The sequence below is a fragment of the Brevibacterium sediminis genome (assembly GCF_024895295.1).
Classification (GTDB): domain Bacteria; phylum Actinomycetota; class Actinomycetes; order Actinomycetales; family Brevibacteriaceae; genus Brevibacterium; species Brevibacterium sediminis.
In genome coordinates this window covers 1-14,384 of the sequence record NZ_JAHQRN010000011.1, presented here as the reverse complement: position 1 = coordinate 14,384, position 14,384 = coordinate 1, and the positions used below count along the sequence as shown (strand labels likewise).

General features: G+C 64.4%; 11 protein-coding genes. 6 read left to right on the top strand and 5 right to left on the bottom strand.

Annotation, left to right across the window (positions count from 1 at the left end):
• Positions 1 to 59: 59 nt before the first annotated feature.
• Positions 60 to 908: an N-acetylmuramoyl-L-alanine amidase gene (locus KTJ89_RS18245; protein ID WP_259358833.1), complete on the bottom strand. Its 849-nt coding sequence runs from the start codon at positions 906 to 908 to the stop codon at positions 60 to 62.
• 126 nt (positions 909 to 1,034) lie between these two features.
• Between KTJ89_RS18245 and KTJ89_RS18240 the strand changes: the two genes are divergently transcribed.
• On the top strand, positions 1,035 to 3,146 hold the full coding sequence (locus KTJ89_RS18240; RefSeq protein WP_139908234.1) for a DNA gyrase/topoisomerase IV subunit B: 2,112 nt from the start codon (positions 1,035 to 1,037) through the stop codon (positions 3,144 to 3,146).
• A 75-nt stretch (positions 3,147 to 3,221) separates the two neighbouring features.
• Here the strand turns inward: KTJ89_RS18240 and KTJ89_RS18235 are convergent, their stop codons facing one another.
• Both KTJ89_RS18235 and KTJ89_RS18230 read right to left on the bottom strand, forming a co-directional pair.
• Positions 3,222 to 4,115, bottom strand: a complete 894-nt coding sequence (locus tag KTJ89_RS18235; protein ID WP_139908233.1) for a M56 family metallopeptidase — start codon at positions 4,113 to 4,115, stop codon at positions 3,222 to 3,224.
• Between the two features lie 18 nt (positions 4,116 to 4,133).
• The gene (locus KTJ89_RS18230; RefSeq protein ID WP_092013109.1) at positions 4,134 to 4,496 is read right to left on the bottom strand and encodes a BlaI/MecI/CopY family transcriptional regulator; all 363 of its coding nucleotides are present in this window, start codon (positions 4,494 to 4,496) and stop codon (positions 4,134 to 4,136) included.
• A 242-nt stretch (positions 4,497 to 4,738) separates the two neighbouring features.
• On the opposite strand from KTJ89_RS18230, the gene KTJ89_RS18225 reads away from it, so the two are divergent.
• Genes KTJ89_RS18225 through cydC form a run of 3 tightly spaced genes read left to right on the top strand, consistent with a single transcriptional unit; the run spans position 4,739 to position 10,866 of the window.
• Complete coding sequence (locus KTJ89_RS18225) at positions 4,739 to 6,310, top strand: cytochrome ubiquinol oxidase subunit I (RefSeq protein ID WP_172169970.1); 1,572 nt, start codon at positions 4,739 to 4,741, stop codon at positions 6,308 to 6,310.
• Positions 6,311 to 6,322: 12 nt separating this feature from the next.
• Positions 6,323 to 7,345, top strand: a complete 1,023-nt coding sequence (gene cydB / locus KTJ89_RS18220; RefSeq protein WP_259358832.1) for a cytochrome d ubiquinol oxidase subunit II — start codon at positions 6,323 to 6,325, stop codon at positions 7,343 to 7,345.
• The gene (gene cydC, locus KTJ89_RS18215) at positions 7,342 to 10,866 is read left to right on the top strand and encodes a thiol reductant ABC exporter subunit CydC (protein ID WP_259358831.1); all 3,525 of its coding nucleotides are present in this window, start codon (positions 7,342 to 7,344) and stop codon (positions 10,864 to 10,866) included. Before cydB ends, cydC begins: the two co-directional genes overlap by 4 nt.
• A 2-nt stretch (positions 10,867 to 10,868) precedes the next feature.
• On the opposite strand, the gene sepH is transcribed toward cydC, so the two are convergent.
• A complete protein-coding gene (gene sepH / locus KTJ89_RS18210) occupies positions 10,869 to 11,990 on the bottom strand; it encodes a septation protein SepH (RefSeq protein WP_259358830.1) in 1,122 nt (373 codons plus the stop codon).
• 328 nt (positions 11,991 to 12,318) lie between these two features.
• Here sepH and KTJ89_RS18205 point away from each other — a divergent pair, with 328 nt between their 5' ends.
• Positions 12,319 to 13,431 (top strand): ferrochelatase, encoded by a 1,113-nt coding sequence (locus KTJ89_RS18205; protein WP_139469788.1) that lies wholly within the window; start codon positions 12,319 to 12,321, stop codon positions 13,429 to 13,431.
• 66 nt (positions 13,432 to 13,497) lie between these two features.
• Here KTJ89_RS18205 and KTJ89_RS18200 read toward each other — a convergent pair whose 3' ends face one another.
• Entirely contained in the window at positions 13,498 to 13,725 is a 228-nt protein-coding gene (locus KTJ89_RS18200; RefSeq protein WP_139469789.1) for a hypothetical protein, read from the bottom strand.
• 287 nt (positions 13,726 to 14,012) lie between these two features.
• Between KTJ89_RS18200 and KTJ89_RS18195 the strand changes: the two genes are divergently transcribed.
• Positions 14,013 to 14,312, top strand: a complete 300-nt coding sequence (locus KTJ89_RS18195) for a DUF4193 domain-containing protein (RefSeq protein WP_135541258.1) — start codon at positions 14,013 to 14,015, stop codon at positions 14,310 to 14,312.
• The last annotated feature ends 72 nt before the right edge of the window (positions 14,313 to 14,384 follow it).

Below are 14,384 nucleotides of genomic sequence, written 5' to 3'. Positions count from 1 at the left end.
CGGATCAGTCAGCTGCGAACGCCCCTGGGATCGTCCCAGGGGCGTTCGGCATTCACGGGTCAGAACCAGTCGACGATGCCGTTGAACAGGGCGTCGGCGTATCTCCTCTGCCCGGATTTCGACTCCATGAGCTTTGCCTCCGACGGGTTGCGCATCTCTCCGCATTCGACGATGACGGCGGGAACCGATGCGTTGTTCAATCCGGCCAGATCCGGACGACGGCTGATCGCATCCTTTCCATAGGCCCTGTTCGGGGTGAACTCCTCGCCCATCGAACTCCCCACGGACTTCGCCAAGTCCCCGGAGGCCTTCTCGGTCTTCTCGTCCTCACCGGGATCGGCGACGATGATGTGGAAGCCCTTCACCGAACTCGACTCACTGCCGTTGGCATGGATGCTCACCAGCACGTCCGCGTCGTCGGCGAACTGTCCGCGCTCGTCCACGCACGGTCCGACTCCTGCGTTGTCCTTCCGGCTGAGCACGACCTCGGCTCCGGCGTCGGTCAGCGACTTCTGCAGCTTCTTCGCCACGGCCCAGGTGAAATCGGCTTCCGGATAGTCGGAATTCGTCGAGGTGCCCGTGGTGTTGCAGGCCTTCGTTCCGCCGCGTCCGTCCGGAACCTGCCGGTTGATCCTCTCCGGATGGTCCGCATTTCCGCCGTTGTGTCCCGGATCGATCGCGATGACCTTCCCTTTCAGATCCGCCTCTTCCTCCTTCGCCGAGGCGGTGCCCGACTTCGCGTCGTCGCCTCCGTCCGCACCGTTGCCGGCAGTCGGAGACGTGTCGGTTGTCTCGGCCGCCTGACTCGTTCGTTCGGGGGCACCTGCGTCCTGGGAGCAGGCCGCCAGTCCGGGCAGGCTGAGAGCGGCGGTGAGAAGGAGACTTGGGACGAGGAGGCGATGCGGCATGACTCCATTGTTTCAGCAAAGGCGTGCCCATGGTCGGGGTCGACCGGATGCATTCCCGACACGAGCCCGAGGGAATAGGGTCCTGAGCGCGCAGCGATTAGAATTTAATCGAACGAGAGGAATTGTGTGGAAGACGAAAGCTACGGCGCCAGGCACCTGTCCGTCCTGTCCGGTCTTGAGGCGGTTCGCAAGCGACCCGGCATGTACATCGGCACGACCGATTCCCGTGGACTCATGCACTGTCTGTGGGAGGTCATCGACAACTCCGTCGACGAGGCGCTCGGAGGACACGGTTCAGAGATCCTCATCGAACTCGCCGCTGACGGATCGGTGGCCGTCACCGACAAGGGCCGCGGCATCCCCGTCGACATCGAACCGAAGACCGGGCTGACCGGCGTCGAAGTCGTCATGACCAAGCTCCATGCCGGCGGAAAGTTCGGCGGCTCCTCCTACGCTGCTTCGGGCGGACTGCACGGAGTCGGCGCCTCGGTCGTCAACGCCCTGTCCGCTCGCCTCGACGTCGAGGTCACCCGCGGATCGAAGGTGCACAAGATGTCCTTCCGCCGAGGCGTTCCCGGACGCTTCGACGACTCCTCCGGCACAGCGAGCCCCGACAACCCCTTCGAGGCCTTCCAGGAGCCGACCGGTCTCGACATCGTCGGCAAGGCCAAACGCGGCGCCACCGGCACTCGGGTCCAGTACTGGGCCGATCCGCAGATCTTCCTGTCCAAGGCTCAGTTCGACTACCCGCATCTGGTCGAACGCGCCCGTCAGACCGCATTCCTCGTGCCCGGTCTCGAGCTGCGCATCGTCGATCGTCGCGGTGTCGCCCGTGACGAGACCGGTGCCGTCATCGAGGAGCGCGAAGAGGTCTTCAAGTTCGACGGCGGAATCACCGAATTCGTCGATCACCTCTCCATCGACCCGCCGATCACCGACACCTGGCGATTGCAGAACACCGGCACCTTCAAGGAGACCGTCCCGGTCCTCAATTCCTCGGGTCACCTCGAGTCCAAGGAAGTCGAACGCGAGGTCGGCGTCGATATCGCTCTGCGCTGGGGGACCGGCTACGACACGAAGCTGAAGTCCTTCGTCAACGTCGTCGCCACTCCACAGGGCGGCACACACCTCGCCGGGTTCGAACAGGCCTGCCTGAAGGCGATGCGCAAGGCCGTCGACGCCAACGCACGCAAGCTCAAGGTCGGCAAGGACAAGCTCGAGAAGGACGATGTGCTCGCCGGCATCACCGCCGTCGTCACCGTGCAGCTGGCCGAACCCCAGTTCGAAGGGCAGACCAAGGAGGTCCTCGGCACCGCGGCAGTGCGACAGATCGTGGCGAAGACCGTGGAGTCTCAGCTCGGCGAGGTGCTTGCCTCGACCAAGCGTGCTGAGAAGCAGCAGGCCGCCGTGCTCATGGAGAAAGTCGTGGCCGAGATGAAGTCGCGCATCTCCGCCCGCACCCACAAGGAGAACCAGCGACGGAAGACCGCGCTGGAAGCCTCTTCGCTGCCGGCGAAGCTCTACGACTGCCGTGACAACGGGGTGGAGAACACGGAGCTGTTCATCGTCGAGGGAGACTCGGCGATGGGTACGGCGAAGGCCGCTCGCAATTCCGACCATCAGGCGCTGTTCCCCATCCGCGGGAAGATCCTCAACGTGCAGAAGGCGACTCTGGCCGACATGCTCGCCAATGTCGAATGCTCAGCGCTCATCCAGGTCATCGGCGCCGGCTCCGGGCGCAGCTTCGATATCGACGCTGCACGGTACGGCCGAGTCATCATCATGACAGACGCCGATGTCGACGGAGCGCATATCCGCACTCTCCTGCTGACTCTGTTCTTCCGGTACATGAAGCCGCTGGTCGAGGCCGGTCGCGTCTTCGCGGCCGTGCCTCCGCTGCACCGAGTCGAGGTCGTGACGAAGCGCGGAACGCCCAACGACATCGTCTACACCTACACCGAAGCCGAGCTCCACGCTCTGCTGAAGAAGCTCGAGAAGCAGAAGAAGACCTACAAGGAGCCGATCCAGCGGTACAAGGGCCTCGGCGAGATGGATGCCGATCAGCTGGCCGAGACGACCATGGACCCGAGCATGCGCACCCTGCGTCGAGTGACGATGGCGGATGCCGAGATGGCGGAGAACACCTTCGAGCTCCTCATGGGATCATCGGTCGGGCCGCGCAAGGAATTCATCGTCTCCGGCGCTGCCGTCCTCGATGCCGAACGCATCGACAGCTGACCTCGACTGCTGAGTCAGCACCAATGCTGAGTCAGCACCGACAGATCTGAGCCCGGACCGAGAATCGGTCCGGGCTCAGATGCCGAATGAGGACGGTGTGACGATGAGCAGGGTCGGCAGGAGCAGCAGCAGAACGGCCAATCCGATCGACATCAGCCGCACGGGGATCCGCGCCGGATCCAGGGGATGCGACAGGCGCTGGATACGCTGCGCGGACAGATCACTGCGGTGATCGGGGCTGATCGCGGCGGCCGATCTCACTGCCTGAGCCAGGATCTGCGGATCGACATGGTCGCGGGCCTGATCATCGGCCATGAGCTCGATGAGCCGATTCACCGAGTTCAACCCGATCGCCGTGGCCGAGAAGTACGGCAGGGCCCGATGCCAGGCGGCGAAGGGGATGACGAGCACATCGTGCCGGAAATCCAGATGCGCCCGCTCATGGGCGATGACGGCGGTGCGCTCATCCTCGTCGAGGGCCTTGAGCAGACCGGTCGACAGGACGGCAGTGCCCTTCCGGGGCCCTTTGGGCAGGCAGTAGGCGACGGCCTCATCGGTGGTGATGATGCGCGTGTCGGGATAGGCGATCGACGGTTCGCTGAGCAGATGCAGGATCTCGTCGTGGCGCAGGCGAGTCTGCCGAGCCGAATAGAGGGTCAGGATCAGGCAGCCGAGCAGCCGACCGATGAGGAGCACGGCGATGACGAGGAAGATCCAGGCTAAGAGTGAGAGCTGAGTGTGGTCCTTGCCCCGGATGAGGTCGAAGAGTCCCTGCGGGAGACTCGTGGTCCCCGGGGCGACCGCGAAGGCGAGCGCAGCGCCGATGAGGGAGAGTCCTCCGGAGAGTCCGACAGCCTGCCAGAGGACGACCTCTGAGATCGGGTCACCGCGGAAACGCGCGAGGGCCGCAGGAATAGGCCATGCCAGCAGAAAAGCCAGCACGGCCAGAACGATTCCCACGATGGTCATTGAGGTGACCGGCCTGAGTCAGGACTGCGTCGAGTGATTGCGCCCGAGCAGATTGCGCAGCGCCTTGGTGTCGGCCTCCGAGACGGTGCCGAGGAAGCGAGCGAGGACAGCCTGACGATCCGGTGCCTGAGACAGCATCTCGGTCATCAGCTCCGCAACGTGATCCTCACGTGTCGATACCGCGACGTAGCGATGCGGACGGATGCTGCGATCGCGAGTGACAAAGCCCTTCTTCTCGAGTCGAGACAGGACAGTATGGACCGTTGTCAGCGCGAGCTCGCGATCCGAGAGGACTTCGCGGAGTTCAGCGGCACTCAACCCGTCGTCGTGGACCCAGATGGCGTCCATGACGCTGCGTTCGAGTTCACCCAGTGTTCCCACAGTTCTTTCGCCCTCAATTTCTTTGTCGGTCTGATCGCTCCAGTATATCTCTACAGTCTGTCGAATTCCACACAGACGTATGAGCATCGGCAGAGGGGCGGCCCTGGTCAGGGAGCTTGCCCGAGAGCATACTTGGAATGGGGAGTCTTGAATGATGAAACCACCCGGGCAGCGTTTCTACGGACTGTAGAATTCTACGTGACGTAGAAACATTGCTCGCGTGAAACCTGAATGGAGCACCCATGGAGCTGGACCCGGTCCTCATCGGACGGTGGCAATTCGGAATCACAACGGTCTACCACTTCTGGATGGTGCCGTTGACCCTGGGACTCGGCATGCTCGTGGCGGTCCTGCAGACCATCTACCATCGCACCGGCAACGAGGTGTACCTGCGGAGCACGAAGTTCTTCGGCAAGCTCTTCCTCATCAACTTCATCATGGGCGTGGCCACCGGCCTGGTCCAGGAATTCCAGTTCGGCATGGCGTGGAGCGAATACTCCCGCTTCGTCGGCGACGTCTTCGGCGCGCCCCTTGCGTTGGAGGCCCTGCTGGCGTTCTTCCTCGAATCGACCTTCCTCGGCCTGTGGATCTTCGGTTGGGGCCGACTGCCGCGGGCGGTTCACCTCGGCTCGCTGTGGCTGGCCGTCATCGGCACATGGATCTCGGCCTACTTCATCATCGTCGCGAACTCCTGGATGCAGCATCCCGTCGGCGTCGAAATGGTCGACGGCCGGCCCGTGATGACCGACGTCTGGGCAGTCCTCGGCAACAACACCGCCATCGCCGCCTTCACGCATACGATCTTCGGCGCCCTGGCAGTGGGCGGATCCTTCCTCCTCGGCATCTCCTGGTACCACCTCTACCACCGGCGCAAGGCCGGAATCGACACCGTCGGTGCCGACGGCAAGGTCATCGTGGGCTCTTCGAAGGAGCTTCCCGGACGGGACAAGACGGATCATGCGGTGTGGATCAAATCCCTGCGCATCGGCGCGATCGTCGGCGTCCTCGCCTTCGCCGGCGTCTCGATCACCGGTGACGTCCAAGCCAAACTGATGTTCGACCAGCAGCCCATGAAGATGGCCTCCGCCGAGGCGGCCTGCCACGACGGCACCCAATTCTCCGTCCTCACGATCGCCGATCCGTCGTCGAACGACTGCGACGGAGTGCAGAACATCTTCGAGATCCCCGGTCTGCTGTCCTTCCTGGCCAACGGCGACTTCGACACCCCGGTCCACGGTGTGACGACGCTGCTGCCTGAATACCAGGAGCGCTACGGCACGCATATCCCCGACGACCCGCGGTACGGCGACCATGCCGGCGAACCCATCGACTACCAGCCGATCATGATCGTCACCTACTGGGGCTTCCGCATGATGATCGGCTTCGGCGCCCTGGCCGCCGGCGTCTGCGTCATCGGACTGTGGCTGGCCCGCAAGGGCACGGTGCCCGAGTCGAAATGGCTCAGCCGCGGATTCGTCCTGGCCATCACTGCACCGTTCCTCGCGAATTCGGCAGGATGGATCTTCACCGAAATGGGACGCCAGCCCTTCGTCGTCGCACCGAACCCGGCTCAGCTCGACGGAGTGTACATGTACACCCAGGCGGCGCTGTCACCCGAGGTGACACCGGCGATGCTGCTGTTCTCACTGATCAGTCTCACCTCCGTCTACGGAATTCTGATGGTCGTCGAACTGCGGCTGATCACGAAATACGTCAAGGGGGGAGTCGCCTCGGCGATGCCCGAACTCGACCAGACGAATACGAAACCCACGATCACCGACAACGGCGACGACGTCCTGTCGTTCGCGTACTGAGGGAAGGTCACGATGGAAATCCTCGCCACAATCTGGTTCGTCCTCATCGTCGTGCTCTGGATGGGATACCTGTTCCTCGACGGCTTCGACCTCGGCGTGGGCATGATGATGCCCTTCCTCAGCCGCAGCGAACGCAGCAAGCGCGTTCTGCTCAACTCGATCGGTCCGGTCTGGGAAGGCAACGAGGTCTGGCTGATCACCGCGGCCGGAGCGATGTTCGCCGCCTTCCCACACTGGTACGCTTCACTGTTCTCCGCGCTCTACATTCCACTGACCATCTGCCTGCTCGCGCTGATCTTCCGCGCCGTGGCCATCGAATACCGCGGCAAAGGGCACTCGGAGAGGTGGAAGACCTTCTGGACCTGGGCTCTGGCCGTGGGATCGGCCGGAACAGCCTTCTGCATCGGTGCGATGCTCGCACTGACGACCATCGGGCTGCCGCTCAATGATCATGGCGACATGATCGGCGGTGCCTTCGCCTGGATGTCGTGGCCGGCTCTCGCCGGCGGACTCGGCGGGCTCGGCTTCTCCCTGGCCCACGGGCTCATCTTCCTCGGTCTCAAGACTCAGGGCGAGGTCCGGGCGCGGTCGCGGCAATGGGCCGGTCGGATCATGCTGCCGGCCGCGATTCCGTTCCTCATCTGGTTCGCCTCCTCGATCACCCAGCGGACCTGGCTCATCGTGCCGGTGCTCGTTGCGATCGTCGCTCTCATCTTCGCGTTCGTCGCGGTCCGCGCCGGTGCCGAGAAGCGCGCCTTCATCCTGCACGGGATCTATCTCATCGCCGGTCTGACCGCCGTCTTCGCCGGTGTCTTCCCGAACGTCCTGCCCTCGACGATCGACCCGGCGAACTCGCTGACGATCGCTGCGGCATCCTCGTCGGACTACACCTTGAACGTCATGCTCATCGTGACGATCGTGATCCTGCCGATCATCATCGCCTACCAGATCTTCAGCTACCGGATGTTCCTCGGCCGCATCGCCGAGACCCACATCCCCGAAGCTCACAAGCTGCCGGTGGCGATCCGATCGTGAGCTCACCCCTGTCGATCCTGCTCGAGCTGCCCACCGGTCGGCGGGGGTTGGCACTGTCGGTGCTCTCCGCCCTGTGCCGGTCGGTGGGAATCGTCCTCATCGCCGAAGCCCTGGTGAGAGCCATCATCGGCCACAGCGCGCCCGGGCTGTGGGTGGTCCTCGGCGCCCTCGGCGCGCTGCTGCGCGGCGGCGGACTCTGGCTCGACCGCAGTCTGGGCACCAGCCTGGCAGCCGTTTCGAAACAGGGTCTGCGGCGCTCGATCCTCTCCGGTCTGCTGCGCGGACGGGGACGCCCGCGGACGAATGCGGCGGTCACGGTCACCCGCGGAATCGACGATCTCGATGACTACTTCACCACGGTGGTGCCGGCCCTGACTGCGGCCGCGGTGGTGCCCATCGTGCTGCTGGTGCGCATCGTCTTCAGCGATGTCCTCTCGGCGGTCATCATCGCGGTGTGCCTGCCGTTGGTGCCGATGTTCATGGTGCTCATCGGCCGCTACACGGCAGAGTCGACCTCGGAGACCATGGCGGCTCTGGAACGGCTGTCGGATCACCTCGCCGAACTCGCCGAGGGGCTGCCCGTCCTCATCGGCCTCGGCCGTTCTCGCGATCACGCGCGCCGGCTGCGGGAACTGGGGGAGCGCTACCATCAGGCGAACCTCACGACGCTGCGCATCGCGTTCCTCTCCAGTTTGGCGCTCGAGCTCATTGCCACGATCTCGGTGGCGCTCGTGGCCGTGGTCATCGGTCTGCGCCTGGTCAATGGGTCGATGGAGCTGGGCGATGGCCTGTTGGTCCTGCTCATCGCGCCCGAATGCTTCATCCCTCTGCGGGAGCTCGGGGCCGGCTATCATGCGAGCGAGAACGGACGCGAAGCTCGTGAGAGAGCCCGGTCGCTGCTGTCGGAGACTCGGTCGGCAGATGCGGAGACGCCGTCGGCGGCTGCGGGGGCACGCGCGCTCGATGCCTTCGGCTGGCCGGGGGACCAATGGGTTCGCTATGCCGACGGCACACTCATCACGTGGTCGGGCGACATCGACACCCGGCCGGGAGTGACGACGATCAGCGGCCGGTCCGGAACCGGCAAGTCGACCGTGCTCGGTGCGCTGGTCGGCAGTCTGCCTGCCGAGGCGCACACCACCGCCGATCCGATGCGCGCGGCCTACGTGCCGCAGGCTCCACGCATGTTCGCCGAGACCATCGGCGCCGAACTGGCACTCTTCGGACTCGACGACGACCAAGCTCGGACGGTCCTGTCCGCCGCCGAACTGCCCACCGATCTGCGTGTGCAGACGGCGGCGCTGAGCCCCGGCCAACAGCGTCGGCTGGCCCTCGTGCGAGTGCGGCACCGCCTCGGTGACGGGGCCGAGCTGCTCGTCCTCGACGAACCGACCGCTCACCTCGACGCCGACAATGCCGCCATCGTCATCGACATGATCGCCGAGGCGGCCGCCACCCACCGCGTGATCCTCGCCAGCCATGACGAACAGGTTCGCGCGCTGGCCGACACAGAGATCCGCCCGGAGAAGACGCACTTTGAAGCGGCAGAGAACGGTGCACCAGCGGAATCAAAGTCGACCGTGATCGCGGATCAGGCCCGAACCGACGCCGCCGAGGTTCCTGCAACAAGGGCGCGGACTGAAGTTCCCGCTCCGGCGGAACGGACGGGTTCGGGCAGCGAGCCCGGGCCTCGGTCCGACGTCGAGCGGCACCCGGATGCCTCGACGCAGCACTCCGGAGGCGAGTCCTGGACAGCTGCACTGCGACGTCGCTGGTCGATACTGGGCTCGAGCCTGCCGCTGTTCACCCCGACCATGCTGGTGGCCGCGCTCACCGCCTGCGCGTCCAGCCTCGCGGCCATCGCCCTGACTGCCGTCTCCGCATGGCTCATCGTCGAAGCTTCGTACCAGCCGCCGATCATGCTGCTCATGGTCGCCATCGTCGGTGTGCGATTCTTCGGTCTCAGTCGCTCCGTGCTGCTCTACGCCAGCCGGCTGAGACTCCACTCGGCGATCTTCGCCGCGCTCACGAAACTGCGCACACGGCTGTGGGAGCACTTCGAGAGCGTCGGCATGAGTGATCGGCGTCTGCTGACCTCGGATTCGGCGCTGCGCGCCATGGTAGCCGACGCCGACGACGTCCGCGACCTGGTGCCCCGGACTCTGTTCCCGCCTTTCGTCTCCACCATGGTCGTCATCGGCGTGAGCATCACCGCAGCACTTCTCGACGTGAGGTCACTGGTCTGGTTCGTCCTGGTGGGCGCCGTCAACCTCGTCATCGTCCCGATTCTCGTCATCCGGGCAGAGAGCCGGTTGGCGTACGGAATCAGGGAGGACCGCAACCGGATCCTGTCCGTGCTCACTCGCGCTCTGTACGCAAAGGACGATCTGCGCACGAACCGGGTCGACTCTGCGGTCCTCGGCCTGTTGGCCGACTTGGAGGCCGACCTCGAGAAGAAGCAGAAGGCCTCCGCCCGCAACTTCGGGCTCGCCCAACTGTGGCTGCAGCTGAGCACGTTCACCACCGCAGTGATCCTGGCGGTGTCCACGGATGCTCCGACCGAGATCGTCGCGGTGCTCTCCCTCATGGCCTTGGGCCTGGGCGAAGTGTTCGCTTCGGCACTCGAAGCGTTCCGCCAGCTGCCCGCCCTGGGATCGGCACTGGACAGTCTGCCCAATGCAGACAGCGCGGCGGACCGCGAAGCCGAGGACTCGGGACACGACGTCGAAGTGCAGGCTCCTGCTGCCGGAACGACGGCCGGCGAGAGCGACGACTCGTCGTGCCGCTCTGGCCCGGTCGAGCTCGTCGGCGTCGACGCCCTCGAATTCGATGAGATCACCGTCGGATGGGACGATCAGGCTGTCGTCGCAGGACTGGACCTGAGAGCTCAACGCGGCAGTTGGACCGTGCTGTGCGGTGACAGCGGATCCGGTAAGACGACGAGCCTGAGCGTGCTCCTGCGGTTCCTCGACCCCTGGTCCGGCAGCTACCGTGCCCGTGACCGGAGCGGGACCGACCACGATATGCTCACCTGCTCACCCGAAGACCTCGTCGGCCGAATCGCCTGGTGCCCTCAGGAGGCACACGTCTTCCGCTCCACAGTGCGCGGCAATCTCGCACTCGCCGGGCGGTCGGTCCCCGGGGACGACGAGATGATCTCCGTGCTGAGAGCGGCAGGACTGAGCGACTGGGCCGACTCTGCGGGGCTCGACCGGTGGGTCGGCGACCACGGAGCGGAGATCTCCGGCGGTCAGCGACAGCGTTTGGCAGTGGCCAGAACCCTGCTGACCGGAGCCGATGTGATCGTCCTCGACGAACCGACGGCGCACTTGGACGATGAGACGGCTCGGCTGCTCATCGACGATCTCCGCGGGAGCCTGGGCGACCGCACGGTCATCATGGTCACCCATGACAGGAGACTGATCTCGGACGGCGATGAGGTCGTCGACCTCGGCACAGTCGAACCGGGTGCAGCGGGCCTCGGCACACGCGACCCCGAGGGCGAACACTCGAGAGTCTGAGGTCAGTCCCGTTTCGACCCGAACATGATCTCGTCCCAGCTCGGGATCGAGGCACGCGAGTTCTTCTTCGACTTCGGCTTCGTATCCTTCGCCGAGGCCGAGTCCTTGAACTGATCGTCGTGATCGCTCACTCCGGGCTCATTGAGCAGGGAGAGCTGATTCTCGTCGTCGAAGACGCCGACCTTCTCGGTCGGCTCCTGCGGTTCCTCAGCCGAGGCAGCCGCATCTTCGAAGGCGAAGACTTCGTCATCGGTGGCGGCTTCGGGCTGGCCCGGAGCGGTGTGCGCTCCCTGCGGGTGAGTCTCGGGGTCCTCGGTGACCGCGCGCAGACGGGTCCGCGGCTCTTCCTCGGCGTGGCGGCGCTTGCGCAGATTCTCCAGAATCCGGCCGGTTTCGGCCTGATGATCGCGGGCCTGCTGCGACGGCGCCGAACCGGCGGTGGGCCGGACCGGTCCGTCGGCGGCGATCGACGCGGACGACTGATCGGTCGCCGGGAGGACATCGACCTCCTCGGTGTTCCTCTGTCGTTCGGCCCCGCTGCCGTAGTTCGGGATCGGTCCGGTGTCGGTGGGACCGGAATCGGCGAGCCACTTCGCCTCATCGTCGATCGGGGTCAGCGAACGGCGGTAGTAATGCCAGCTGGCGGTGCGGACACGATCAGCGGCGGTGAAGCTGAGTTGGATGTACCAGTTGCCGTCCTGCTGCTTCCAGGAATCCCACTCCATCGTCTCGATATCGACGTCGCGCATCGCCAGGCGTTCCTGACACAGCTCGATGAGCGGAGTCGGTTCACCGTTGGGATCATGATCGGAATAGATGGGATGGCGGCTGGCGAGGTAGGCGGTGCGTTCGCGTTCGGCCATCGCCGGACCTTCGTAAGTGCGCACGTAATCGATGTCGGCACCGGTGGCGGCCACGACCTCCTCGGCGTCCATGCCGCCGCGGATCATGGCCTGGATCTCTTTCGGGCGCACGGGAGTCTCGGACTTGGGGTGGGAGCGGTCCCTTCGGACCGCGGCGAAGAGAGCCTCATCGAGGACGACTCGGTACTGAAGCCCGTTCTCGTCGTTCAACAGCAGATGTGTGCCGTCTGCGTTGACTCCGTTCAAGATCAGTTCACGCATTGCCTTAAGCTCCTTTGTCGCGTCTCAGAAGCATCGTGTCACGTTCGGCGCGTCGTGCCGGGCAGATTTCCGCGCGAGTCGCGAAATCACGGGGCAGATCGGGAGCCGGCGGGGTGATTCTGTGAGACCGGCCACGCACGTGCGAGAAATGTGCGAAAGGGGAACCTGCGCGTCGGCTCCGACAGCGTCGCCACCACGCCGCCGGCGTCGCCACGACACCGGCGAGGGCGGGCCTCGGACCCTCCGGTCGGCGTCTGCACCGTGAGTGGGCGCGGCTCACTGTGCGGACAGCGGGCCGAGCGGCTCTACAGTCTGTAAAATCGGGAAGGTGAATACGACTGCACCCATCGACGCCCTGATCCTCATGTCATTCGGAGGACCGGAGGCCCCAGAAGAAGTGGTTCCATTCCTGCGCAACGTCACCGCCGGCCGCGGGATTCCCGAGGAACGGCTCGAGGAGGTGGGGGAGCACTATTTCGGTTTCGGAGGCAAGTCTCCGATCAACGATCAGAACAAGGCGCTGCTGGCCGCGCTGCGCGACGAACTCGATCGCCGCGGAATCGAGACCCCGCTGATCTGGGGCAACCGCAACTGGGATCCTTATCTCACCGACGAGGTGCGCAAGCTGGCACAGGACGGTGCCACGCAGTTCCTCTCGATCGACACCTCCGCGTATTCCTCCTACTCGTCGTGCCGGCAGTACCGTGAGGACTTCGCGAAGACGATCGACACGCTCAAGGACGAGGGTCTCACCGTCTCGATCGACAAGATCCGTCAGTTCTACAACCATCCCGGCTACGCCGACGCCTGCGCCGACTGCCTCGGCGACGGCCTCGCCGATTTCCGGTCGAAGGTCGGCCAGATCGATTCGACCAAGCACCGGATCCTCTTCGTCACCCACTCGATCCCGAACGTCATGCAGGACGCCTCAGAGGTGACCACCAACGGATACCGAGCCCAGCACGAAGAACTCATCGACCACCTCATGGGGCGCATCGATGAGGCCGATCGTGTTCCGTCCGAACTCGTCTACTGCTCACGTTCCGGCTCGCCTGAGGTGCCCTGGCTCGAACCCGATGTCAACGACCGGATGACCGAACTCGCCGAGGAGGGGGTGACCGGTGTCGTGCTCGTGCCCATCGGTTTCATCTCCGACCATATGGAGGTCGCTTTCGACCTCGACACCGAAGCGAAGGAGACTGCTGAGGAACTCGGTCTCGACTTCACCCGGGTCGACACCGTCGGCACCCATGACGCCTTCGTCAGGGGACTCGTCGACCTCGTCGAGGAGCGCGTGGCTCAGCTGCGCGGGGAAGACGTCGACGTTCCGGCTCTGCCCGGGACGAAGGCTCTGGTGCCTGGCAGCGGAGCCTGCAGCATCGACTGCTGCCGCGGCCGCATCGAACGTGCAACCTATCCGAACTGGGCCATGGCGAACTGAGTCCTGAAGACGAATGAACCCTCCCTCACCGAATCGGTGAGGGAGGGTTCTTTGCTGTGTGTTCTCTCAGTAGTCGTCGGGACTCGGGATGACCGGCAGGGCTCCCGTCTCGGCCTGGATCACCTCGGCGATGGGACCGGTGTCGACATCGTTGCGTCCGGCCAATTCCATCAGGTTCTGCAGGTCGTCGATGAGATTTTCGACGAGGAAGTCGTCACCGGCGGAACGGGCCTCGTGAATGCGATGACGGACATCATCGATTCGTGTGTCGAGCTGATCAGCGAATTCACTCATTGTGGATCCGTCCTTCCTCGGGCCGCCTCCACAGGGGACGAGCCCGGTATTCGACCGACAGAGCGTGCTGTCGGTGCTGTCCATCACAAGCATTCTTGCAGAGCATTTCGTGAACTCTATGTGTGCTCCGTCCATGCGGACAAGCTGGTGACGAGAATCACCGCATCAGGTGCTCATTCCATCTTGCCAACGGCAAGCATACAGTGCACAATGCTGGGGACACATCTCGGAAGAGGAGAAGATGCTCCTCTTCGGCACCCCCTCCGGACAGAGAGCGATGAGGCCATATGGCAACAGACTACGACGCACCTCGCAAGCAAGACGATGAGATCAAAAGCGATTCGATCGAGCAGCTCAAGGCCCAGCGTTCCCAGGCTCAGGCGAGCAAGATCGACGAAGACGAGACTGCAGTAGCCGAAGGCTTCGAACTTCCCGGTGCGGACCTGTCGAACGAAGAGCTCTCCGTTCGGGTCCTGCCGAAGCAGAACGATGAGTTCACCTGCATGGAGTGCTTCCTGGTCCGCCATCGTTCTCAGCTTGCGACCGAAGAAGGCGGTGTCCCCATCTGCACAGACTGTGCAGGCTGAATCGCTTCTCTTCGCGAAAACCCGAAAACGGACCGCACCCTCAAAAGGGTCGCGGTCCGTTCTTCTCCCCTT